Source organism: Alcaligenes sp. PF14 (assembly GCF_037150615.1).
In the GTDB taxonomy this organism is placed as follows: domain Bacteria; phylum Pseudomonadota; class Gammaproteobacteria; order Burkholderiales; family Burkholderiaceae_B; genus Alcaligenes; species Alcaligenes phenolicus.
On the sequence record NZ_JBAGRS010000005.1, the window covers coordinates 55,252 to 78,825 of the forward strand.

The following is a 23,574-nucleotide window of genomic DNA, read 5'->3' on the forward strand; positions in this document are numbered from 1 at the left end:
ATGTAGACTATCATTGTCACATCTATGGCTGAGGCAATTCCAAATCACAAACTGAAGTTAAGATTCAGCAAGAACAGATGCAGGGTTTTTACACTCGCATGGCAACGTTTCCTACTTTGAGCGGTATGCCACCCTATTAAAATATGACGCTTTCATCGGCTCAGGCACTGCCATCTTAGAAGCGGCCAGCTTGGGCCTTCCATCATTATCGGTATTGAATCTGAACCTGCCAAACTAGCCTATTTTTTTTTCGACATTCCTGGCTTCATCAACAAAGAAGACGAGTTGTATCCCAAAGCATCTGCATTTAACCTGCTGCAGGAATTTTACGTCTATAGTGCGGCTAAAAAACAAGCCTTATCAGACGTGCATATCGAAAAAACGTATTTTTTCTATTCAAGATTGTTCCCAAGGTTTCGAACAGTTGGGCTTGAATGACAAAAGCAGCCATAGTTGACGCTACAGCCCCTGAGTTATGCTCTGAATTATTTTACCTTTTCCTTAAAATACAAAATAAATGGTATTTCCATGAATAAAACGATTTATGGGTGAAAAATGATTTCTGTCATTATGGGCGTGCATGCCGTCGATGCCTATCTAAACGCAAGTATCCAAAGTATTTTGGACCAGACCGAACGCAATCTAGAACTCATCATAATTGCTAATGGCGCTCAACACGCTCAAGTTGCCGGCTATATAAAAAATCAATTTTCTCATGATAAACGTATACACATTATCCAGTCTAAGATAGGTCAGCTAAGCTATGCCTTAAATTTAGGTTTAGACCATGCCCGCTTTGACTATATCGCGCGCATGGATAGCGATGACATTGCTTTACCCGAGAGACTTGCCAAACAGCTAAATCATCTACTGGAGTTTGAATTGGATATGGTGGGATGCGATTTAACTCTGATAGATTCTAAGGGTAAAGAACTGGGAGAGCAATGCTATCCAAAAGGCAGCAACATTGCTCGCTACTTGCCTTTTAAGAATCCTTTTGCACACAATACCATATTAGCCAAGAAACAATTATTTATAGAGGCAAGAGGCTATAACGCGGGTTTTAACACGGAAGACTATGATCTATGGTTACGTCTTGGCCGTAACATTGTAAGGTGGGATAATATGCCCGAAAAGCTAGTGCTTTATCGAATACACGATGCCGCATCCAAAGGTCAACTTCTAGGCTATGCTGAAAGCGCAGCCTATTCCTTACGCGAATTTTTTCTAAAGAAAAACCCAAATAGATTATTTGCAATTTTCGTACAAATAGGCAAGGCCATTCTTAAGCCAAACAAAAAATAATATGCTTTATATTATTTTATGGATTTTCAATTTCCTGTGCTTTCTAACACTAAAAAAATCTCGATACACAGGTAAATTTTTTTTTATTTTACTATTCATTGTTCTAGCAGCCGCTTCCACCTTGCGTGGATTAGTCGGAACTGACACCCATTCCTATGAAGATATTATAGAAGAGTACATCAACCAAGTTGGAAAGCTAAATTGGGAACCTGTATTTGGATTTTTATTCTACGGCTTTGCAGATCTAACTCAAAGCCCCATACTTACTGTACGTCTAGTAACGCTAAGCATTAGCGTAGTTTTTTTTGCTTATTTTATTTATGCATCTAAAGACGAAGCGTTCGTTTTTGTAATATATTTTCTACCAGTCTTTTACTTCTCCTATTCCATGAATGCACTCCGACTAGGCATGGGTAGCGTATTTATACTTCATGCAGCACATAAGCTAGCAAGATATAAATACGTTAATTTTACAGGTCTTGGAGCTTTAGCCGTTCTATCTCATTACTCACATGCTCTAAGCGTATTTTATTTATATTTACTCAGCCGCAAAATTGCTATCAAGTGGTATTTTCTTAGTGTCATTTTAGTTCCACTATTTTTTTTATTGTTATTTTATTTTAAACACCAATACTTCTCTGAAAAGCTGAACCTGTACCTTACTTTTTCTGCGCCTAGCATTTTTTCTGGTGCACCAAAAGTCTTATCCTGTATTCTCCTTATACTAGCCGGTCTAACGTCCTCAATTAGTCAAGAACTCAAGATACGCTTTGCACTTCTCAGTCTTGCAATGTTATTTTTAGCTTATAGTCTAGTATTCATTAGCTATGCAGGCTTACGATTCCTAGATTTAATTTCCTTCCTTATCCCCTTGGCTTTTCTTAACCTGCATACGAGTGAAAAAGAAACTCTCACAAAAAGTAGCAAATGGCTCATTGCCACGGCCTCTGTTATTTCGCTACTCTTTTTGTATCGCAGCTTTGTAAATGAAGAGCACTCTTCTATTAGCCCGTTTTTGCCTTACAAACTGCTGTTTTAAATATTATGAAATTACTATACCTAATCACGCGCGGAGACGAAATCGGTGGCGCCGGCATACATGTGCTTGATCTTGCTGAACAGATGCAACGGCGCGGACATGATATTCTGGTTTTGGCAGGAGGCAAGAAAGGAGAACTCTTCGATCGGGCCCGACAACGAGGCATCTCCATACAAACTCTGGCTGAACTGGTACACCCTATTCAAATTAATTCTGACTACCGCTGTATACTCCAACTAAGGCAAATACTCAAACGAGCCAAACCTGATCTACTTCACTTGCACTCCTCCAAAGCGGGAGTAATCGGTCGTGTGGCTGGACTACTCTCAGGCGTCCCCTGCGTGTTTACCGCTCACGGATGGGCATTTACGGAAGGGGTGTCCAAGAAGAAACGCAACCTATACCTAGGCATAGAGTATAGTCTCGCTTTTTTAGCCAAGAAAATCATTACGGTCTCACAGTACGATAGAGACTTGGCTTTACGCTATCACTTCCCTCGCAATAAACTGCAAGTTATCCACAATGGAGTGGTGGACCAGAACCCACACCTGCCAGTGCGCCCGGCCTCGAAAGAAGCAGGAGCGCCTGTCCGACTGCTTATGGTGGCTCGCTTTTCCCAACAAAAAGACCACGTCACTCTACTGCAGGCCCTGAGCCTGATCTCCTCTCTGAATTGGCGATTGGATCTGCTGGGCACTGGCGAAACTCTAGGGCAGGTTCAGGAACTATATCAGCGCTTAAATTTGGTGGATAAAGTTTATTTTCACGGCGCGTCGGATAAGGTAAACCAGCACCTGATCGAAGCTGATGTATTTGTACTGAGCACTAACTGGGAAGGGCTTCCGTTAAGCATATTGGAAGCCATGAGCGCGGGTTTACCAATTGTAGCCACTGATGTGGGCGGTGTAGCCGAGTGTGTACAACATGAACATAATGGCTACTTGGTGCCTCGCCAGAACCCCCAAGTCCTAGCCGAACACTTGGCCGTCCTGATCGAACAACAAGATACTCGGCGACGTTTAGGGACAGCGGCAAGGCAGGACTTTCTCGCGCGCTTTACCGTCGATGCTATGGTAGATAGAACAGAAAAGCTGTACCAGGAGTGCCTGCGCTAAGCAGGTACTATCCAGCTTGCATTATTACCGTGCCCCGAACCCCGTCAGCATCGTACGTAGCGTCAGCAAGACAATGTAGAAATCCATACGGAAGGAACAATGCTTAATGTAGAAGAAGTCATACTCAATTTTGACTTGAGTGGTATTGGTATCAGCAGCATAACCATGCCGAACCTGAGCCCAACCAGTAATGCCAGGCTTAACCACATGCCTATAGCTGTAGAATGGAATTTTCCGATCAAATTCTTCTACAAAAACGGGTTGCTCTGGACGCGGTCCAATCAAGCTCATGTCCCCTTTCAAGACATTAAAAAACTGAGGTAATTCATCAATACGTAATTTGCGAATAATGCGACCAACCCGCGTGATGCGGGGATCATTTTCCCCGGCAAACTGCTGTGGAGCCTCGATATCAAAACGCATACTGCGGAATTTATAAATTCGAAAAGGACGATTTCCTTTACCTATACGTATTTGTGAATAAATAACCGGCCCCGGGCTTTCCAATCTTATCAACAAAGCCGTAACAAACCCAATCAGAAGGCAAAATGGAACTGCCAGCAAAACCAGTACAGTATCAATGCACTGCTTGACCCTTTCAAATGCAGGGGATGGCAATAGAGCCCCGATAGGATTTTCTGACATACGGTCAATTTTTACACGGCCTGTAATGGATTCATAAATCTGCTTGGCATTATATACCGGTAGCCCTTGCAAGGCACAAGAAGTTAGAAACCGCTCATCTTCAGAATTCAGAACCCCGAAATCTGCCACAATACCATCATAACGAACGCCTCCCAAATCCAAGACGTCCAGCGGTCTAACATCCACCTGGGAAAGATCCAACAGGTTTAAGGAAAAACCCTTAGGCAGCACCGCCAATTTACTACGATAGTATAGTTGGGCCACGCGCAGTTCAAACAAGAAAAATAACATGGCCAAGGCGGCTGACATTAACAACAAAGCCCGCGAAGCTTCTACTCTGAGAAATAGCGTAATAAAAAACACAGCCAGATAAATAGTAAAAACCTGAGTTATAACCAAGCCGACAGACCGCCCCCCCCGGGAAAGGCATAAGCCAGTGCTTCAAACTGAAATTCGCGCTCCAGAAGGCTATTGTACTCGTCAACAAACCCACATACTGACCAGCATTTGGCCTGAATAATACATCTATATTCCAATAAAGCACTGCAGGTAAAATAACAGCAAACAACCATCCAATCAGGAAAAACAAAATACGGGATAGCAAAATCTGCTCATGCAGTTTTTTAAATCGTCGAGTCGGTATATTAGTCATGCAGAAGCAGTTCCTACTTAATAAGAGCTAAAAAAAACGACCAAAACATAGTTAAGGAAACTGGAAACAGTAGCAGAGTGATATCATCCTCAACTTGGACTGCACCTGACTAAAGATGAAATAGTTGCAAATGAAAGCTAATTTCTATCATTGCCAGTCGCTGCCCAGCTTGATAGCTTAAACGACGAATGCCCCTGACTATGCACGAAACCGCACGCCACTCAGCTTAACCGGAACGTCATAGGCGTCAACCGAATAGCCGTACCAAGCAGCCGAGAAAAGCAAGCAAGCCCATCCGCCAGTTCAAGATCCATGCCTCTGACAGCTTGAGGCCAACACGTGAGTCCTGAAGCTGCCAGAAAGAATACAGAGCCAGCACGTCTAATACATATGAATGACCACTTTTCGTCGACAGAAGATTGGCAAGGAAAAGAAATGGCGACACAGATGCCATACGATAGCCCTGACGAGACAGAAGAGTAGTAAAAGCCATAGTTCAAAAATAGGGAAGCGTCCGAGTCAGGTATCGTTTACCTTCTGTTTAGGCGAGAACAATGGCTCAACAAGCCGCTCTGCCAATCATAGACTGATGGCGTTGAAAAAGTAGTAACGCCTGCGAAAGTGGATGCTAAATTGTAACCACATAGTGTCGGAACACATCCATTTAAATGTCGTTGCTCGCTCTGCCCTGATCTCTTATCCCCCTGGCACGACATCGCCTGCACGGCATCAAAGGCCACAAAAGGTTTGGGCTGATTCTACACGTTTGCCCACAACCAAACGGTAGCTGACACCTGCAGTTTAGAATCATTCAGGTGCCGCTCGATGGTGAAGAACTTATTTACTCCTTAACGCTGCTTGAAAATAGCCAGTATTCCGCTTTCGCCACGCGCCCAGCGGCAAGGTCTATGGGGTCGGGGCAATGGTAGGAAGCTGTTCACAGCGCTCAGTCACCTACGCGCTCATGCCACCCTTACACTTGTAAGACGCAGGATTAGGCCCCCATGTATCGACCCAGCAGAACTGCGAGTGCAAGATCATCACCAGCTTGCAGCCCATCCATCTGGCATTCCTGGCTCTGCCGCTCAGAAGATCGTGAACACGCTCTAAGTATTTTTGAGAGTTAAGGCAGGAATTAAAAAAAGGAACAGAAATATTAACCTTGCGTAAGTCAGGATTACTATTTTCACAAATCATGTTAATATTTTTTATTTTTAAAAATTGCTTTTAATTTTGCCCGTAATTTATATTGCCAAGGAATCCAACTTCCATTGAAGTGGTGCATAGAGTAGGACGTACCTATTTTATAATTACAAAAAATATTGCTCGGGTACAAATGCAGGTCATCTTTCAAAATCTGGTATTGATCATCTAACGACACACTATATTCATTCATTAATATTTTCGTAATTTTTATGGTATTCGTCGTTAAATCATCCGTCCCATCCGCTGCTCGAAAGCTAGCTGTATCGTATTCTGCAATCAATCTACTTACCCAGGGATGCCCTTTTTCTGCCGCCATTACAGCAGTGATAGGCGCTAGTGCTCCTTTATAGTTCTCAAAACCAGTAAATGCTTTATGACCAAGAAACTTATCGAAGCTCCGAAAAACCTCCACATCAGTATCCAGGTAAATACCACCATACTCTTTTATGGCATATAAGCGAACAAAGTCAGATACAAAAGCCCATTTTCTTTTTTTATAGGCCTCAAAAACATAGTCATTGGAAGAAACATCGAAATTATCTTCATTCCATTCTATTATTTCATAGTCTGGCAGATATCTTTCCCAAGACGATATACAGGACTCAATAAGTTTATTTTTTTTACCACGCCCAAACCAGCAAAAATGGATAATTTTAGGAATCATATGATTTTTATCTTTGAAAAATGACTATAAATATAAAAAATGATTAACAAAAAATGAATCAGATAAGCAATCAGACAAGATAAAAAAACATAAAAAACACCAAAACCTTCTTGAAGAAAAATAAAAGATAAAGATATGTAAAACAAAGACCAAACAAAATTAGTAATCAGCGCCTTACTAGCAAGTCCCGCGCTAAGCATCACTGACCCTAAGATTGTATTAATAGATAGCACAAAACCACAAGCTAGAGAGATGTAAAAAATGGAAGAAAATCCATTAAATTTACTACCATAAACACTAATAATAAAGGGAGATAAAAAAGCAGCCAAAAAAGAAATCAATAGAGATAGCCCAACAACAGCCTTAATACTTTTAAAAGCAGTTTCCTTAACTTCTACAAATTTTTTTTCAGCTAACAGTGGAGATAAAGATGTTATGAAAACATTAGCAATTGATGTTGGAACAAAAGCCACCAACTGCATCCACAAGACCCCTGTTTGGAACCAGCCAATCTCAATATGGTTGATACCATTATTTAACCAAGCCAATACTATGGTGTGAGCGGGAATAACAATAATAGAAGTACCCGCCGTAGCAAGCATAAATCTAATTATTAATTTCTTGTCTATTGGAGGTGGCGCAGGAGGATAAAGGGATTTTATCAATTTATGCTTACTAATAGAGGACCTAATAACATAATGATTAGCAAGCAGAACCAACGAATTGCCGAATACCCAAGCAAACAAAAGCTCAAAAAAACCAAAAAAATATATAGAAATAGCTTGCAATAATAAATTCAAAAACCCAATAAAAAACTGAACTTTTGCCTGGCTCTTAAATTCCTTCAACCCAGATAATATACCTGTCTGCGTACCTATTAAAACATTAATAAAAAGCAGGGCTGATAAAAAGTAAACATAGACACCAGAGTCAAGTGAATGGAAGATATATTGGGCAATCTCATTTTTTAAAATTAGTAGAAAAACAATAAAACCAGAAGCTGAAATATAAGTTACTTTTAAGAGAATATTTTGTATTTTTATTATATTATAAAACGATATATTTAAGCTTTCCGAGATAAACTTTGCGCCTGCAACACTGACACCTAAAGAGGCCAAGGTATAAAGTGTTGTTAACGTATTTTGAATAATAGAGAAACTACTAAAATCAGACTCAGTTAATAGTCGGGCAGCTAGAATTGACAGAATCAATGCCACCCCTCGATTTGAAGTAGAGGCCAAAACACTCCAAAAAGAATTAGTTAACAGTTTTTTAAAAATACTGATAGGCATTAATAATTAAATAATAAAAATAGAATAAGCCATCTTGACCAAAAATCTATTGCATCAAATACTGAAGAAAGTAGGGTGCCTTAAGCTTCCCCCCAGAACGCAAAGAGGCATATAGACTATCCTGGCTGTATAGTTAGCCTACGCTGGTACATCAACCCTAACAACACAGCTAAAGTGCATAAAAAAAACAATAGCGTATTATTGCGGGACAACATGATTTGGGTTTGCCCATAAATAGCATACCCGCCTATCAAACATACCCCCCCCAACGCATAGCTGCGCAATGTGGAGTCCTCATGTCGAATATAAGACAGAAAGTACCACGCCGCACTTAGCAGCATCGCCAACAATGCCGTCAAAGCTAGTACACCATATAACATCCAAAATTCTAAAAAGGTGTTATGTGTATTTGCCAAGCTAGCAGGAACAGCTCCTACTAGGCCCTCTTCACTCTTTTGCTGCAACTCGCGCCGGTACTGTACCTCTCCTAAGCCAAGAACAGGGTGCTCTTTGAGCAACGCCCATGAGGCCTCCCAAATTGCAAATCGGGCACCTAAAGAACTGGCGCTACTTGTCCCATTAGCCTCGTATTCAGCCATCTCTTGATGGATCAGCGCAATCCGCTCACCGATTAAAGGTGACTTATAAGCGAGTATCCCCATGCCAGCTACTAGGGCCATCAAGACCACCCCGCATGCAAAAAAATTGCTACGACGCATATAAGCCAACAAAAACAGTGCTATGAAAAACGGAATAGCAACCCATCCACCTCGTGTACCCGAATAGTAGGAGCCGAGCAGGCCGCAAGCAGCTCCCAACACAATAATAGCGCCCCAGAGACGACGGCCAGCAGTCGGATTAGTTATCAGCCAGCACAACGCTACTATTAACAAGACAGCCATACTTAATGCCAGGTTCCCAAACTGAATAGCCCCAGTAAACCCAAAAGCTTTGAAGTCACCAACTTGCCACATCTTCCAGGTAGCAACAGCCAGACCTGTAACAGACCCTGTAAAAAGTCCGAGCCACAGAGCTGTCGATTTAGGGGGAAACCGCATCAGACTCAGAATTAACAATACGCCAAAAGCAAACTTAACTGGGACCTCAAAACTGCGTACATAAGCACCATGCCAAGCAGTTACAGTGATACTAATAACCGCAAAAACCAGCATCCAAAAAAGAATATATTTCTCTTTTTTATCCAGCTTTAGAAACCGTGAACCAGGTGCCTTCCATAATGAAAAAATGACTAAGGCACCGATCACATAAGAGTAAACATCCTTAGTCGACAATAAAGTGGCATAGAATAAAAAAATCAGTACCGACGTCAGACGGCTGCCAGGACCGTTTAATAGGGTAGGAAGAGCCATATGAGACGAGAAAAATCGATGCGAAAGTGAAGCGGGGCCCATACGTCCTCGATCCGTGATAATGTAAAAATGACTTTAACCGCGCACAGCCCAGTTCATCAGAGCAAATCAACAAAGGCAGTACAACAAATTATAATAAGCGCTATACGAATCAGAACGTTCCCATACGGCTAATGCAGCCTAGCTACAGCACACATCCAGACTCACAACACAACTATGCGTATCCTTGTGACTGGCGGAGCCGGTTTTATTGGCTCCGCTCTTATCCGTCATCTACTCCGAACCAGCGAGCATCACATCCTGAATGTTGATGTGTTGAGCTACGCCGGAAATCTGGAGTCCCTGACTCAAGTGCAGCTGCATCCGCGCTACTCGTTTAGCCGGACCAATATTTGCAATGCCGCACAACTCACCGCACAACTGCAAGAATTCCAGCCGGACACCATCATACACCTTGCAGCAGAGTCACACGTTGACCGCTCCATCGATGGCCCCGCCTCGTTCATCCAGACTAATATCGTTGGCACATACACATTGCTTGAGCAATGTCGCCAATATTGGGAAGGGCTGGAGCCACAACGCAAGCAAGCCTTTCGCTTCCATCATGTGTCTACCGATGAGGTCTACGGTGACTTAGGTAGAACCGATGCACTCTTTATCGAGTCGACTCCCTACAACCCCAGCTCCCCATATTCAGCGAGCAAGGCCAGCTCTGATCATCTGGTACGAGCTTGGTACCGCAGTTATGGTCTACCCATCGTCATCAGCAATTGCTCGAACAACTACGGTCCATACCAGTTTCCGGAAAAACTCGTCCCGCATATGGTGCTCAGCGCTCTAAAAGGCCAGCCCCTGCCCGTTTACGGAACAGGGGATCAGATACGCGACTGGCTCTATGTTGATGACCACGTCCGTGCTCTCGCTGCCGTCGCAACCCAAGGAAAAATAGGCGACACCTACAATATTGGCGGCAAACAAGAGATGAAAAACTTAGAGGTTGTCCAGGCCATCTGCTCTATTCTTGAGGAGCTACGCCCTGACAAACCAGCCGGACTGGCTCGCTACTCGGACCTGATAACCCTGGTAGAAGATCGCCCAGGCCATGACCAGCGCTACGCGATTGATGCCAGTAAAATAAGGGCGGAACTTGGCTGGCACCCTCAAGAAAGTTTTGATACTGGTCTGCGCAAGACTGTACTTTGGTACCTTGAAAACACCTCCTGGTGGGAGCGCATTTTAAGCGGCGCCTATCGCCTGGATCGCCTGGGAAAACAAGCTTGAAAGGAATTGTATTAGCAGGTGGCTCGGGTACGCGCCTGCACCCCATTACCATGGGTGTGTCCAAGCACTTGCTACCTGTCTACGACAAACCCATGATCTACTATCCCTTATCCGTATTGATGCTCGCGGATATCAGGGAGATTCTGATCATCTGTACCCCGGAAGATCTGCCCAATTTCCGCAATTTACTGGGGGACGGCTCACGGTTTGGTATTAAGCTATCCTACGCTGGGCAAGCTTCGCCTGACGGCCTGGCCCAAGCTTTTCTGATTGGTGCTGACTTTATCGGCTCGGATTCTGTCTGTCTGATTCTGGGTGATAATATTTTCTACGGCTATGGTTTTAGCCAGATGCTGCGCTCGGCTCGTACCCGCCCTCATGGCGCCACGATTTTTGGCTACCCCGTCAATAATCCCGAAAGCTTTGGCGTAGTCGAAATGGATGCCGCGGGCAAACCAGTATCCATTGAAGAAAAGCCAGCTAAACCCAAATCGAACCTTGCAGTGACAGGGCTATATTTTTACGATAATCGAGTTGTGGATATCGCCCGCCAAGTCACCCCTTCTGCTCGTGGTGAACTGGAAATTACCGACATCAACAATGCCTACCTGCACTTGGATGATCTGCATGTGTCCATCCTCGGGCGAGGCTTTGCCTGGCTGGACTCCGGCACTCACGAGAGCCTGATGGAAGCGGGCTCTTTTATTCGCACCATTGAACATCGTCAGGGTTTGAAAGTTGCCTGCCTGGAAGAAATCGCATTTAACCAAGGTTGGCTATCCCGACAAGCCCTGGAAACACAGGCCCTGGCCTTGGAAAAAACAGGCTACGGACAATATTTGGCCCGCTTGCTGCAACTGTAATATGCGCACGCACACCACCCACTTACCTGGCGTTCTGATTATTGAGCCTCGCGTATTCAACGATGAGCGGGGCTTTTTTAAAGAAAGCTTTAACGCGGCACGCTATCAAGCGGTAGCCGGGATAGAAAGCGCCTTTGTCCAAGACAATCAGTCCTACTCCAAAGGCTCTGTGCTGCGAGGCCTGCACTTTCAGAAAACCAGACCTCAAGGCAAGCTGATCAGTGTCACGCGGGGAGCCATCTTTGATGTTGTCGTAGACATAGACCCTCGCTCCAGCACCTTCGGTCAGTATGTAGGGCTGGAGCTTAGCCAGGACAATCACAGACAGCTTTGGGTCGCTCCGGGATACGCGCATGGTTTTTGTGTTCTAAGCAACGAGGCCGACATCAGCTATAAATGCACGGACTACTATCAGCCGGACGATGAAGGTGGACTCGCTTGGGATTGTCCACGCTTGGCCATCAACTGGCCAATTCAAAACCCTGTAATCTCCGCCAAAGACAGGTCACACCCGGGACTGGAGCAGTTCCTGCTGCCATGACACGCATCTTGATAGCCGGAGGGTACGGACAATTAGGCCAGGCACTCGCTAGCTGCCACAAACGCCTCAAACCTGCTACACGCGACAAGCACACAACTGACCTTGATCACTTAGCTTCCCAGTCCCCACTGACCGCCTCAACGCAAGCGCTGCAACTGATTCCGCTCAGTCACCAGGAGCTTGATATTACGCATGACACCTCGATTGCCCATGCCTTGGATCACTATCGAGCCGATATAGTCATCAATGCAGCGGCATACACAGCAGTCGATAAAGCCGAGTCCGAACCAGAGACAGCGCATCTGATTAACGGTAAAGCCCCAGGCCTACTGGCCGCTGCCTGCGCCGAACGTGGCATAGGGCTGGTACATGTCTCTACAGACTATGTCTTTGATGGCTCAGCCGAGCAGCCTTACCTTGAGGACGCCCCTACCCATCCCCTTAGCGTCTATGGGCAAAGCAAGCTGGCAGGAGAGCAGGCAGCTCTTGCCGCCCTGCCCTCGGCCGTCATTCTGCGCACCAGCCGGGTGTTCAGCCAGTTCGGGAACAACTTCCTGAAAACCATGCTGCGTCTTGGTCAAGAACGCTCTGAATTAAGCATTGTGAGAGATCAAATCGGTGGCCCAAGCTATGCGCCACATATTGCTCAGGTTTTGTTGGCACTAGCCGAGAAGCTGGTTGAATCACAGCAGAAAGCAAATGAGCCAGTAGCACCTTGTGGGATTTACCATTTTGCCGGACAGCCTGATGTTAGCTGGTATGGCTTTGCTCAAGAGATTTTTGCCCGGGCACTTAGACTAGGGCTGTTAGCCCAAATACCAAGCCTGACAGCTATCCCCGCCAGCCAATACTCCACGCCAGCCAGAAGGCCGGCGCAGTCGGGACTGTCGCAGACCAAACTGGATGCTTTATTCGGCTCGGCAAACATAGAACGGGACTGGCACCTGGGCATAGAAAAAAGCCTGCTATCGCTGAAAGGCTCACGCTGAGGTTTGTTCCATCGCGCCAAGAATCAGTACCCAATAGCGTCGAAGTAACAGAAGACGACACTACCGTGTGCTACTGGCCTTAGCCGATAACGATGTATCGACTTACCCCTTCAGCCCTTTACCGTGTGCTGAGCTGTGCCATGCTGTCAATCGTTGTGGCGTTGGCGTTGGCGTTGGCGTTGGAAGCAGTATGGTATTTCATTGCCGTTTGGACAATCTCAACGCAAAAAAGCCACCCCTAAGGGTGGCTTTTTCACGGATGCTACCGACTTGAGATTAGTGCTTGCGCGCGTTGCTCAAGCGACGTGCTGCGGCAGCTTGAGCGGCCAGCATGGCCAGCTCGGCTTCCACAACAGCGATATCGGCCTTGTCCTTGGTGTTACGCAGGGCTTCTTCCGCATGCTTGCGGGCTTCCAGCGCCTTTGCTTCATCCAGGTCTTGTGCGCGAATCGCGGTATCCGACAATACAGTGACTTTCCCAGGCTGAACCTCGAGTATGCCGCCAGCGACAAAGATATGCTCTTCGCTGCCATCGTCCATAACGATCTTCAGCGTGCCGGGACGAATCCGCGAGATCAGTGGAGTGTGACCGGGCAAAATACCCAGCTCCCCAGCCTCGCCGGGCAGTGCCACGAACTTTGCTTCACCAGCAAAGATCGATTCTTCAGCACTAACCACGTCAACATGAAGCTTAGCCATGAGTAATCCTTATTACTGAATAGTCTTGGCTTTTTCGAAAGCCTCGTCGATCGAACCGACCATGTAGAACGCCTGTTCTGGCAGTGCATCACACTCGCCGTCGACGATCATCTTGAAGCCGCGCAGGGTTTCAGCCAGTGGAACGTACTTACCAGGCGAGCCGGTAAACACTTCTGCCACGTGGAAAGGCTGAGACAGGAAGCGCTGGATCTTACGAGCGCGGGCAACAGCCTGCTTGTCTTCTGGAGACAGCTCGTCCATACCCAGAATCGCGATAATGTCACGCAATTCCTTGTAGCGCTGCAGCGTTTGCTGAACACCGCGAGCCACTGCGTAGTGCTCTTCGCCCACAATTTGTGGATCCAGCTGACGGCTGGTGGAGTCCAGAGGGTCCACAGCGGGGTAAATACCCAGAGCAGCAATGTCACGCGACAACACAACGGTGGAGTCCAAGTGCAAGAAGGTCGTAGCAGGCGATGGGTCAGTCAAGTCATCGGCTGGAACGTAAACGGCCTGGATGGACGTAATCGAACCGGTCTTGGTGGAGGTAATGCGCTCTTGCAGCTTACCCATTTCCTCGGCCAGCGTAGGCTGGTAACCCACTGCGGAAGGCATACGACCCAGCAAAGCGGACACTTCGGTACCGGCTAGCGTGTAGCGGTAGATGTTGTCCACAAAGAACAGGATGTCACGGCCTTCGTCACGGAACTTCTCGGCCATGGTCAGACCGGACAGTGCCACACGCAGACGGTTGCCTGGAGGTTCGTTCATCTGACCGAACACCATGGCCACTTTGGACTCGCTCAGGTTATCCATCTGGATAACGCCAGCATCGGCCATTTCGTGGTAGAAGTCGTTACCTTCACGGGTACGCTCACCCACACCGGCAAACACGGACAGACCGCTGTGTGCCTTGGCGATGTTGTTGATCAGCTCCAGCATGTTCACGGTCTTGCCCACACCGGCACCACCGAACAGACCAACCTTACCACCCTTGGCGAACGGGCAAACCAGGTCAATCACTTTAATGCCGGTTTCCAGCAGCTCTACGGAAGGCGACAGTTCGTCGAAAGTAGGCGCAGGCTGGTGAATGGCGCGACGCTCGTCGGACTGGATAGGACCGACTTCGTCAATGGGGCGACCCAGAACGTCCATAATGCGACCCAGGGTGCCAACACCCACAGGTACGGAGATGGGAGCGCCCGAACCGGCCACTTCCATACCGCGGCGCAGGCCGTCGCTGGAACCCATGGCGATGGTGCGAACTACACCGTCACCCAATTGTTGCTGTACTTCAAAAGTCAGGCCTTTTTCTGCGAAAGCCGAACTTTCGTCAACGAGCGTCAATGCTTCGTAGACTTTAGGGATGCTGTCGCGGGGGAACTGAATATCCACCACGGCGCCGATGCACTGAACGATGGTACCGTTGCTCATGTTGAGTCCTTGCAATATAACTTTGATGGTGTGCCTTGCCGTGATTACACAGCGGCGGCACCCCCCACGATTTCAGAGATTTCTTTCGTAATCGCTGCCTGGCGGGTCTTGTTATAGACCAGCTGAAGATCGGCAATAACGGTCTTGGCGTTGTCCGAAGCGGCTTTCATCGCCACCATACGAGCAGACTGCTCGGAGGCCATGTTCTCGGCAACGGCCTGATACACCAGACCCTCTACGTAACGCAGCAACAAGTCATCAATAACCGACTTGGCATCGGGTTCGTAGATGTAATCCCAACCGTATTCGGAAGAGTTGACGCTTTCTTGCGCGACTACCTGATCACCAGCCTGGAAAGGATCTTTCAGACCGGAAGGCAGAGGCAGCAAGCGAATAAATGTTGGGTCCTGCTTCATCGTATTGACAAAGCGGCTGGTCGCCAGATAAACAGCATCAATGCGGCCTTCCACGAAGTCGTCGATCTGCACCTTGATGGCGCCAATCAGACGTTCCAGGTTAGGCGCGTCGCCCAAACCCACTTCCTGAGAAACCAGATTGGCACCAACACGCGCCAATGTTCCAGCAGCTTTACCACCCAGAGCCGTCGTCTGAACCTTAATACCCTTGTCCTCAAACTCGCGAACACGCGCAAGTACCAGACGCAGAATATTGGTGTTCAGGCCGCCACACAGACCTTTGTCCGTGCTGACAACCACGATGCCTACCGATTTGACTTCGGCAGGCTCAACCATGTAGGGGTGAGTGTAGTCGGGGTGCGCCTGCATCAGATGCGAAGCAATCTCGCGCACCTTGTCTGCATAGGGACGGCCAGCACGCATCCGCTCTTGCGCCTTGCGCATCTTGGATGCCGCCACCATCTCCATGGCTTTGGTGATCTTGGACGTGTTTTGCACGCTCTTGATCTTAGTACGAATTTCCTTGATTCCGGCCATCACACTTTCCTGTAAGGGCATTATCGGGAGCCAGACTAGGCTGTCGACTCCCGCTAATCATGACGCCGGGGTTTCCGGCGCCTGCCAACAATGATTAGAAAGCGCCGTGCTTTTTGAAGTCCTGGATGGCTGTAACCAACTCAGCCTCGTCTTCTTTAACCAGTTCCTTCTTGCTTTCGATACGCTCAACCAGGGCAGCGAACTTGCTGCGCAGGTGGTCTTTCAGGCCTTTCTCGAAAGGCAGAACCTGAGCGACTTCCAGATCGTCGAAGTAACCGTTGTTCACAGCGTACAGGCTCACGGCCAGTTCCCACACAGCCAGAGGCTGGTACTGGGGTTGCTTGAGCAGTTCGACCACCCGCTTACCACGTTCCAGCTGGCGACGGGTTGCGTCATCCAGGTCAGAAGCGAACTGAGCAAACGCAGCCAATTCACGGTACTGAGCCAAGTCGGTACGAATACCGCCGGACAGCTTCTTGATGACCTTGGTTTGAGCAGCGCCACCCACGCGGGACACCGAAATACCGGCGTTAATAGCGGGACGAACACCAGCGTTGAACAGGTCGGACTCCAGGAAGATCTGACCGTCAGTAATCGAAATCACGTTGGTTGGAACGAAAGCGGAAACGTCACCGGCTTGCGTTTCAATGATAGGCAGTGCGGTCAACGAACCGGTCTTGCCTTTCACTTCACCGTTAGTGAATTTTTCTACGTACTCGGCGTTCACACGAGCAGCGCGCTCGAGCAGACGGGAGTGCAGGTAGAACACGTCACCGGGGTAGGCTTCACGGCCTGGTGGGCGACGCAGCAACAGGGATACTTGACGGTAGGCCCAAGCTTGCTTGGTCAAGTCGTCATAAATGATCAGGGCGTCTTCGCCACGATCACGGAAGTATTCACCCATGGTGCAACCGGAGTAAGGAGCCAGGTATTGCATGGCGGCGGACTCGGAAGCCGAGGCGGCCACAACAATCGTGTACTCCAGAGCACCGTGCTCTTCGAGCTTGCGCACCACGTTGTTGATCGTGGAAGCTTTTTGGCCCACGGCAACGTAGATACATTTAACGCCATTGCCCTTTTGAGCAATGATGGTGTCCACAGCCACGGCAGTTTTACCGGTCTGACGGTCACCAATGATCAGTTCGCGCTGACCACGGCCGATTGGCACCATGGAGTCCACGGCTTTCGTACCGGTCTGCATGGGCTGGGAGACGGACTCACGGGCGATAACGCCAGGAGCCACTTTCTCGATGACGTCAGTCATCTTGGCGTTGATCGGGCCCTTGCCGTCGATAGGCATACCCAGAGTATCAACCACACGACCCAGCAGTTCGGGGCCAACGGGTACTTCCAGAATACGGCCAGTTGTTTTAACTGCGTCGCCTTCGGAAACACCGGTGTATTCACCCAGAATCACGGCGCCGACAGAGTCGCGCTCGAGGTTAAGGGCCAAACCGAACGTGTTGTTCGGAAATTCGAGCATTTCGCCCTGCATCACATCGGACAAACCGTGGATGCGCGTAATACCGTCGGTCACGGATACGACCGTGCCTTGTGTACGAACGTCAGTCGACGCACCCAGGCCTTCGATGCGGCTCTTGAGCAGTTCGCTGATCTCGGACGGATTAAGTTGCATGTTCAGACTCCTGAAATCCTGTTTACTGACTCGCGCTATGCGGTCAGCGTATCGCGCATGCTGGCCAGCCGGGCCTGCACGGAAGTGTCGAGCACCTGGTCACCAACAATCACCCGAATACCGCCGATAAGGTCAGCGTCGACGGTCACAGTCGGTTTTAGCTTCAGGCCAAACTTTTTCTCCAGCCCAGCGGTCAGCTCAGCAACCTGAGCCTCAGCCATCGGGAAAGCACTGATAATCTGTGCCTGCGCCGTGCCTTCGAGTTGGTGTTTCAATAGATCAAACTGTTCTGCAATTTGTGGCAACAGCAAGATGCGCTGGTTATCCACCAACAATTGAAGAAAGTTGCGAGCCTTTTCGGTGACCTGTGACTTAACCAGGCCCGTAAAGAGTTCGAGTCGCTGCCCGTTATTCAGGCGCGGATCGTTCAGTGCCTCGCGCACATCGTGGAGACCGGCCACCTGAGCCATTTCGGACAACAGGGCCGACCACGATTCGAGGCCCTGGCTGTCGTCGCGTACGGCGGCGAACAGGGCTTCGGCGTAAGGTCTGGCAATAGTCGATAGTTCAGCCATGGCCTGCCTTGATGTTAAAGTTCTGCCTTGAGCTGCTCGAGCAGCTGGGCGTGCGCATTCGCGTCAACTTCGCGTCGCAAGATTTGCTCGGCACCCTTGACAGCCAAGGCAGCCACTTCGCTACGCAGACCTTCACGTACGCGTTGCACTTCCTGGTTAGCGTCTTGCTGGGCCTGCGCAATAATGCGGGCTTTTTCGGCTTCGGCTTCACGACGAGCTTGCTCCAAAAGAGCAGTCGCTTGTTTTTCAGCGTCGACAATGCGTTGATGGTTTTCGGACTTGGCCGAAGCGTCCATCAGGCTGATACGCGCTTGGGCCTGTGCCAGATCGGCCTTGCCTTTATCGGCAGCAGCCAAACCATCAGCGATTTTCTGACGACGATCATCGATTGCTTTCGTCAGTGGCGGCCATACGAATTTCATCGTAAACCAGGCCAAAACGAAAAACACGATCATCTGAAAAAAGAGAGTCGCGTTTAAATTCACGGTCGTATCCCTTCAATACCACGTGTGTAGGAAGCGGTATGCGTCCTGACACATGTATGTTCAAGTCGACAAGCGGTGCATGATCAAACCGAGCAACACACCGCTAACGACGACTGCCTGCCCGTCTGCCAAAAGCGGCAACGGACTCGCCTTATTACCCAACGAATGGGTTGGCGAATGCAAACAACATGGCGATACCGACACCGATCAGGAAAGCAGCATCGATCAGACCGGCCAACAGGAACATCTTGGTTTGCAGAGCGTTCATCAGTTCAGGCTGACGAGCCGATGCTTCCAGATATTTACCACCCATCAGGGCGATACCAATGCAAGCGCCAAAAGCGCCCAGACCGATGATGATACCGCAAGCAAGAGCAACGAGAGCTACGTTGGTCATGACAACTCCTTGGTTAAAAATCAGGTGTAATTCAAAAAAATCAAAGCGTTAGCAGGCCAGGCCTGCTCCCCCCAACCAGACACCATTGTCCAGTCGGAATCGGATTAATGGCCTTCGTGTGCTTGTCCAATATAGACAAGGGTGAGCATCATGAAGATGAACGCCTGGAGCAACACAATCAGAATGTGGAAGATTGCCCACACAGAACCGGCCAGAATGTGACCGATACCCAGTCCCAGGCTGGCGCCATTAAACCCTGTCCATGCGCCACCCAGCAGAGCGATCAACATGAAAACCAGTTCACCGGCAAACATATTGCCGAACAACCGCATGCCCAAGGACACGGACTTGGCCGCGTATTCGATGCAGTTCAGCAAGAAGTTGAAAGGTGCCAGCACAACAGCCATCAGGCCTGTGGCAGTGAACGGTGCAGTAAACAGCTCTTTGACGAAGCCGCCGGGGTGCTTGATCTTGATGCCGTAGTAGAACATCAGCAGCAGCACGCCCATGGACATGCCCATAGGCACGTTCAAGTCAGCGGTTGGCAAAATACGGTGGTAGTACAGAGGGTCGCCATGTTCGGCGGCCAGACCGGTCTGGATGAAGATCCAGCCCAGACCATCAACGGGCAGCAAGTCCAGCACGTTCATCATGACGATCCACAGGAACACTGTCAGCGCCAGGGGCGAGACGAACTTCCGGGACTCAGCGTTAGGAACGATGGATTTGGCCTGGTCTTCAACCCAATCGACCAGCATTTCTACAAAAGACTGCAAGCGGCCTGGTACGCCGGCTGTTGCGGCCGAAGCGGCGCGCCACAGAAAGAAAACCACAACCAGACCCATCAGCAGGGACCAGAACATGGAGTCGTAGTTAATGACACCGAAGTTGGCCAGAACATCCTGTTTTTCACCCAAGTTGTTCAAGTGAACCAAGTGATGCTGGATGTACCCTGACTGAGGCGAAATATCACTAGCAGCAGCCATCTGTATTTACCCTGTGATGTATACGTTATGGGACGAGCCCGTGAAACAAAAATTCGTTATGGCAGCTTGCGGAAAAACAGCAGCAGCACATATCCCTTCAAGACACACAGCAGGCCAAAGAGCAAGGCAGGCCAAACTAACCAGCCCGTGTTTGCCATGGCAGCCGTTGCCAGTGTCAATACCGCAAAACCGAGTTTGAATGCCTCCCCCCAGAAGAAGGAAAGCGCCCCGGCGTTGCCGCCGCCCATCAAACCCAGCAAAAGACGCAATGCGAACAATGCGTTAGGCACAAAATAAGCAGCCGCACCAATCAGTGCTGAGGCTGCTGCATATGCGCCGGAAATCCATGCCGACAGGCCAATTGCCACCAGACCCATAAAAGCCTGGGCAACAAGTGCGCGCACAATTCCTTGCCCTGCCCGGCGAGCCATGCGGCTACGTTGCTCGGGCGTAAGTACTACGGGTTCCGGAAATGGTGGCTTGTCCCCTGCTGCCTGCACCGTGGCTGTGGTGCCTGTCTGCTGATAAATCGGCTGATTCATAGTAGGAAACAATCAGATAACGTTGTGTGGGTGGATGTACTGCAAAGGCCTTGGCCAATCCATCCGCGCAATATTATCGGCCCCTTTCAAAAGCCGGTGTCGTCAAACCCATAAAGTATAGCGTCTTTTTTTTGTTGTAAGCAAATTCAGCCTTGCTTGTTTGATACTTAATGCAAGGCTGATTTACGCAATCTCAATGGCATCAAGGGGTAAGCTTATTTTGTAACATTGCAGTGCAGCAATTTTACAACACACCCCTTGTTTTATCAGCGATTGAGAAACTTAGCGGTGCTTGAACTCGGGCTTGCGCTTCTCGACAAAGGCACGCATGCCTTCCTTCTGATCGTCAGTGGCAAACAAGCCATGGAAGTTACGACGCTCGAACAGTAACCCTTCTTCCAGTGACGATTCAAAAGCACGGTTCACACACTCTTTGGCCATCAGGACCGACGGCAAGGACATGCTGGAAATAACCGTTGCGGCTTCCAGCGCCTCTTCAATCAGCTTGTCGGCAGGCACCACGCGCGACACCAGACCGGAGCGCTCGGCCTCTTCGGCATTCATCATGCGCGAAGTCAGAATCAGATCCATGGCCTTGGCCTTGCCCACGGCACGGGGCAGACGCTGCGTACCACCAAAACCGGGAATCACGCCCAGCTTGATTTCTGGCTGACCAAAACGCGCGGAGTCAGCGGCAATGATGAAGTCACACAACATGGCCAGTTCGCAGCCACCACCCAGGGCGTAGCCAGCGACGGCGGCAATGATGGGCTTGCGGAAACGGCGCAGTTCTTCCCACTGGCCACCCAGATAGTCCTGGGAGCTGACATCGTGGTAATTCCAGTCTTTCATGGCGCCGATATCGGCACCGGCGGCAAAGGCTTTTTCGTTACCGGTCAGCACGATACAACCGATTTCGTTGTCGGCATCGTATTTCTTTAACAGGGCATACAACTCGGCGATCAGCTCGTTATTGAGCGCATTCAAAGCCTTGGGCCGATTTAATGTCAATAAAGCAACACGACCATGCACCTCTGCTTTGACTAAGGGTTCGTTCATGCTGACTCCCAGAAAAATTAAATAGAATAGGGGAATGGAACCTACACCCGTACTTTACCGTGCCGAGCCGACAGATCTCGCCGGCCACCGCCTGACTGTCCAGATACAGATCACTTCCCCCCAAACAGATGGCCAGATCTTGAGCCTTCCGGCCTGGATCCCTGGCAGCTACCTGATCCGCGACTTCTCGCGTCAGATCGAAAGCATAGCCGCCTTCTCCGGCGAAAAGCCGGTTTCCATCCGCAAGCTGGACAACCATCGCTGGCAGTGCGAACCCTGCGAGGGACCCTTGAGCATTCAGTACCAGGTCTATGCCTGGGACCTGTCCGTACGAGGCGCGCATATTGATCAGACCCATGCTTTCTTTAATGGCACCAGCGCCCTGCTGGCCGTTGAGGGCCAGACTGAACAGCCTTGCCTGCTGGAACTGGTGTCCAACGAGGACATGGAAGACTGGCAGGTTTACACCAGCCTGCCCGAGGCCACCGGCATTCCAGGCGCGGCAGAGCGCTATGGTTTTGGCCTGTACCGCGCCAGCAATTACGACGAGCTGATCGACCACCCCATTGAAATGGGCACTCCCCAGGTCATCAGCTTCTTTGCCCACGGCGCTGAACACGAACTGGTCTTTACTGGCGTCATCCCGAACCTGGACCTGCCCCGCATTGCCCGTGACGTAGAGAAAATCTGTGCCGAGCAAATCGCCTTTTTCGAACCTGAAACCCGTCGCGCGCCCTTCCTGGATTGCAGCTCGCGCTACGTGTTCATGACCATGGTGACCGATGATGGTTACGGCGGACTGGAGCATCGCGCCTCGACCGCCCTGATGGCTTCGCGTCGAGACCTGCCTACCCAGGGCCAGGACAAATCGGTGAAAAGCGCGGGCTACCAGACCTTTTTGGGCCTGGTCAGCCATGAGTACTTCCATACCTGGAACGTCAAACGCATCAAGCCCGCCGTCTTCGCACCCTATGACCTGAGCCGTGAAAACCACACCCGCTTGCTATGGGTGTTTGAAGGCTTCACCTCGTACTACGACGATTTGATGCTGCTGCGCTCGGGCGTGCTGAGCGAAGCCGACTACCTGAAGCTGCTGGCCAAGAACATCAATGCCGTTGAGCGTGGCCCCGGGCGCTTCAAGCAGTCCGCCGCACAAAGCTCTTTTGACGCCTGGACGCGCTATTACAAGCAGGACGAGAACTCGCCCAATGCACTGGTTAGCTACTACAGCAAGGGCGCCCTGATCGCACTGGGTCTGGACCTGTGCATTCGCAGCCATACCCAGCAGGCCAAGGGGTTGGACGATGTGATGCTCTTGATGTGGGAACGCTATGGGCGCGACTTCTATCAAGGCAAGCCTCGCGGCATCCCAGAGGACGCCATGCCAGCGCTGATTCTGGAGGCAACTGGCTATGACGCCACAGACTTCATTGCCCGCTATGTGGAAGGCTGCGAGGACCTGCCCCTGAAGCCCTGGCTGGCCGAACAAGGCCTGAAGCTGGCATGGCAAGCCTCCTCCAAGCTGCCCAGTCTGAACGCCCGCTTGCGCCAAAGCGCAGGCCAATGCCAACTGGCCACGGTATTTACTGATGGTGCAGCGCATCAAGCCGGGCTGTCTGCCGGTGATGCCCTGGTCGCTATTGACGGCTTGCGTGTCAGTGACACCGCCAGCCTGGAGCGCCTGCTGGCAGCCTATGAGCCCGGCCAGACCGTACAAGTTCACGCCTTCCGCCGCGATGAACTACACTGCTTCACGCTACAACTGGCACGCCCTGCTCTGGACGAATGCGTCCTGAGCCGCCTGTCCTGATCTTCTTTCCAGGCCCGCCAACCATGGCGGGCCTGC

23 protein-coding genes are annotated in these 23,574 nt (G+C 49.6%); 8 read left to right on the forward strand and 15 right to left on the reverse strand.

Going from position 1 to position 23,574, the window contains the following annotated elements; all coding sequences use genetic code 11:
• Window positions 1-555 precede the first annotated feature (555 nt).
• Genes WFM49_RS11785 through WFM49_RS11795 form a run of 3 tightly spaced genes read left to right on the forward strand, consistent with a single transcriptional unit; the run spans window position 556 to window position 3,459 of the window.
• The gene (locus tag WFM49_RS11785; protein ID WP_336973375.1) at window positions 556-1,305 is read left to right on the forward strand and encodes a glycosyltransferase; all 750 of its coding nucleotides are present in this window, start codon (window positions 556-558) and stop codon (window positions 1,303-1,305) included.
• Window position 1,306: 1 nt separating this feature from the next.
• Window positions 1,307-2,344, forward strand: a complete 1,038-nt coding sequence (locus tag WFM49_RS11790) for an EpsG family protein (protein WP_336973378.1) — start codon at window positions 1,307-1,309, stop codon at window positions 2,342-2,344.
• Window positions 2,345-2,349: 5 nt separating this feature from the next.
• The gene (locus WFM49_RS11795; RefSeq protein ID WP_275424293.1) at window positions 2,350-3,459 is read left to right on the forward strand and encodes a glycosyltransferase family 4 protein; all 1,110 of its coding nucleotides are present in this window, start codon (window positions 2,350-2,352) and stop codon (window positions 3,457-3,459) included.
• Between the two features lie 24 nt (window positions 3,460-3,483).
• Here the strand turns inward: WFM49_RS11795 and WFM49_RS11800 are convergent, their stop codons facing one another.
• From WFM49_RS11800 to WFM49_RS11820, 5 genes are all read right to left on the reverse strand, one after another.
• Window positions 3,484-4,395, reverse strand: coding sequence for an exopolysaccharide biosynthesis polyprenyl glycosylphosphotransferase (locus WFM49_RS11800; RefSeq protein ID WP_336973382.1), 912 nt, complete (start codon window positions 4,393-4,395; stop codon window positions 3,484-3,486).
• Window positions 4,376-4,756 carry a hypothetical protein gene (locus WFM49_RS11805; protein WP_336973384.1) on the reverse strand — a complete coding sequence of 127 codons (381 nt, stop codon included), beginning with the start codon at window positions 4,754-4,756 and terminating at the stop codon, window positions 4,376-4,378. Before WFM49_RS11805 ends, WFM49_RS11800 begins: the two co-directional genes overlap by 20 nt.
• A 1,198-nt stretch (window positions 4,757-5,954) precedes the next feature.
• Entirely contained in the window at window positions 5,955-6,626 is a 672-nt protein-coding gene (locus tag WFM49_RS11810) for a glycosyltransferase family 32 protein (RefSeq protein ID WP_336973387.1), read from the reverse strand.
• A complete protein-coding gene (locus tag WFM49_RS11815; RefSeq protein ID WP_336973390.1) occupies window positions 6,623-7,918 on the reverse strand; it encodes an oligosaccharide flippase family protein in 1,296 nt (431 codons plus the stop codon). Before WFM49_RS11815 ends, WFM49_RS11810 begins: the two co-directional genes overlap by 4 nt.
• A gap of 116 nt (window positions 7,919-8,034) precedes the next feature.
• Entirely contained in the window at window positions 8,035-9,288 is a 1,254-nt protein-coding gene (locus WFM49_RS11820; protein ID WP_336973392.1) for an O-antigen ligase family protein, read from the reverse strand.
• 216 nt (window positions 9,289-9,504) lie between these two features.
• Between WFM49_RS11820 and rfbB the strand changes: the two genes are divergently transcribed.
• From rfbB to rfbD, 4 genes are read left to right on the forward strand one after another with little or no spacing between them, the layout of a single operon-like run.
• Entirely contained in the window at window positions 9,505-10,569 is a 1,065-nt protein-coding gene (gene rfbB / locus WFM49_RS11825; protein WP_336973394.1) for a dTDP-glucose 4,6-dehydratase, read from the forward strand.
• Complete coding sequence (rfbA, locus tag WFM49_RS11830; RefSeq protein ID WP_336973396.1) at window positions 10,566-11,432, forward strand: glucose-1-phosphate thymidylyltransferase RfbA; 867 nt, start codon at window positions 10,566-10,568, stop codon at window positions 11,430-11,432. The genes rfbB and rfbA overlap by 4 nt, the downstream gene beginning before the upstream one ends.
• A 1-nt stretch (window position 11,433) precedes the next feature.
• A complete protein-coding gene (gene rfbC, locus WFM49_RS11835) occupies window positions 11,434-11,973 on the forward strand; it encodes a dTDP-4-dehydrorhamnose 3,5-epimerase (RefSeq protein WP_336973398.1) in 540 nt (179 codons plus the stop codon).
• On the forward strand, window positions 11,970-12,962 hold the full coding sequence (rfbD, locus tag WFM49_RS11840; protein WP_336973400.1) for a dTDP-4-dehydrorhamnose reductase: 993 nt from the start codon (window positions 11,970-11,972) through the stop codon (window positions 12,960-12,962). The genes rfbC and rfbD overlap by 4 nt, the downstream gene beginning before the upstream one ends.
• A 276-nt stretch (window positions 12,963-13,238) precedes the next feature.
• Here the strand turns inward: rfbD and WFM49_RS11845 are convergent, their stop codons facing one another.
• From WFM49_RS11845 to WFM49_RS11890, 10 genes are all read right to left on the reverse strand, one after another.
• Entirely contained in the window at window positions 13,239-13,661 is a 423-nt protein-coding gene (locus WFM49_RS11845; protein WP_009464130.1) for a F0F1 ATP synthase subunit epsilon, read from the reverse strand.
• 12 nt (window positions 13,662-13,673) lie between these two features.
• Window positions 13,674-15,095 (reverse strand): F0F1 ATP synthase subunit beta, encoded by a 1,422-nt coding sequence (gene atpD, locus WFM49_RS11850; protein ID WP_003805012.1) that lies wholly within the window; start codon window positions 15,093-15,095, stop codon window positions 13,674-13,676.
• Between the two features lie 44 nt (window positions 15,096-15,139).
• A complete protein-coding gene (atpG, locus tag WFM49_RS11855) occupies window positions 15,140-16,048 on the reverse strand; it encodes a F0F1 ATP synthase subunit gamma (RefSeq protein WP_003805009.1) in 909 nt (302 codons plus the stop codon).
• A 94-nt stretch (window positions 16,049-16,142) separates the two neighbouring features.
• Window positions 16,143-17,684, reverse strand: coding sequence for a F0F1 ATP synthase subunit alpha (atpA, locus tag WFM49_RS11860; protein ID WP_003805007.1), 1,542 nt, complete (start codon window positions 17,682-17,684; stop codon window positions 16,143-16,145).
• Between the two features lie 35 nt (window positions 17,685-17,719).
• The gene (locus WFM49_RS11865) at window positions 17,720-18,259 is read right to left on the reverse strand and encodes a F0F1 ATP synthase subunit delta (RefSeq protein WP_003805005.1); all 540 of its coding nucleotides are present in this window, start codon (window positions 18,257-18,259) and stop codon (window positions 17,720-17,722) included.
• A 14-nt stretch (window positions 18,260-18,273) separates the two neighbouring features.
• Window positions 18,274-18,744: a F0F1 ATP synthase subunit B gene (locus WFM49_RS11870; protein ID WP_009464119.1), complete on the reverse strand. Its 471-nt coding sequence runs from the start codon at window positions 18,742-18,744 to the stop codon at window positions 18,274-18,276.
• Between the two features lie 154 nt (window positions 18,745-18,898).
• Window positions 18,899-19,141 (reverse strand): F0F1 ATP synthase subunit C, encoded by a 243-nt coding sequence (gene atpE / locus WFM49_RS11875; RefSeq protein ID WP_009464117.1) that lies wholly within the window; start codon window positions 19,139-19,141, stop codon window positions 18,899-18,901.
• 104 nt (window positions 19,142-19,245) lie between these two features.
• Window positions 19,246-20,127, reverse strand: a complete 882-nt coding sequence (atpB, locus tag WFM49_RS11880) for a F0F1 ATP synthase subunit A (protein ID WP_009464115.1) — start codon at window positions 20,125-20,127, stop codon at window positions 19,246-19,248.
• Window positions 20,128-20,183: 56 nt separating this feature from the next.
• Window positions 20,184-20,669, reverse strand: a complete 486-nt coding sequence (locus WFM49_RS11885) for an ATP synthase subunit I (RefSeq protein ID WP_021447195.1) — start codon at window positions 20,667-20,669, stop codon at window positions 20,184-20,186.
• 282 nt (window positions 20,670-20,951) lie between these two features.
• Complete coding sequence (locus WFM49_RS11890) at window positions 20,952-21,728, reverse strand: enoyl-CoA hydratase (protein WP_060185379.1); 777 nt, start codon at window positions 21,726-21,728, stop codon at window positions 20,952-20,954.
• Between the two features lie 34 nt (window positions 21,729-21,762).
• Between WFM49_RS11890 and WFM49_RS11895 the strand changes: the two genes are divergently transcribed.
• Complete coding sequence (locus WFM49_RS11895) at window positions 21,763-23,538, forward strand: M61 family metallopeptidase (RefSeq protein WP_336973404.1); 1,776 nt, start codon at window positions 21,763-21,765, stop codon at window positions 23,536-23,538.
• Window positions 23,539-23,574 lie beyond the last annotated feature (36 nt).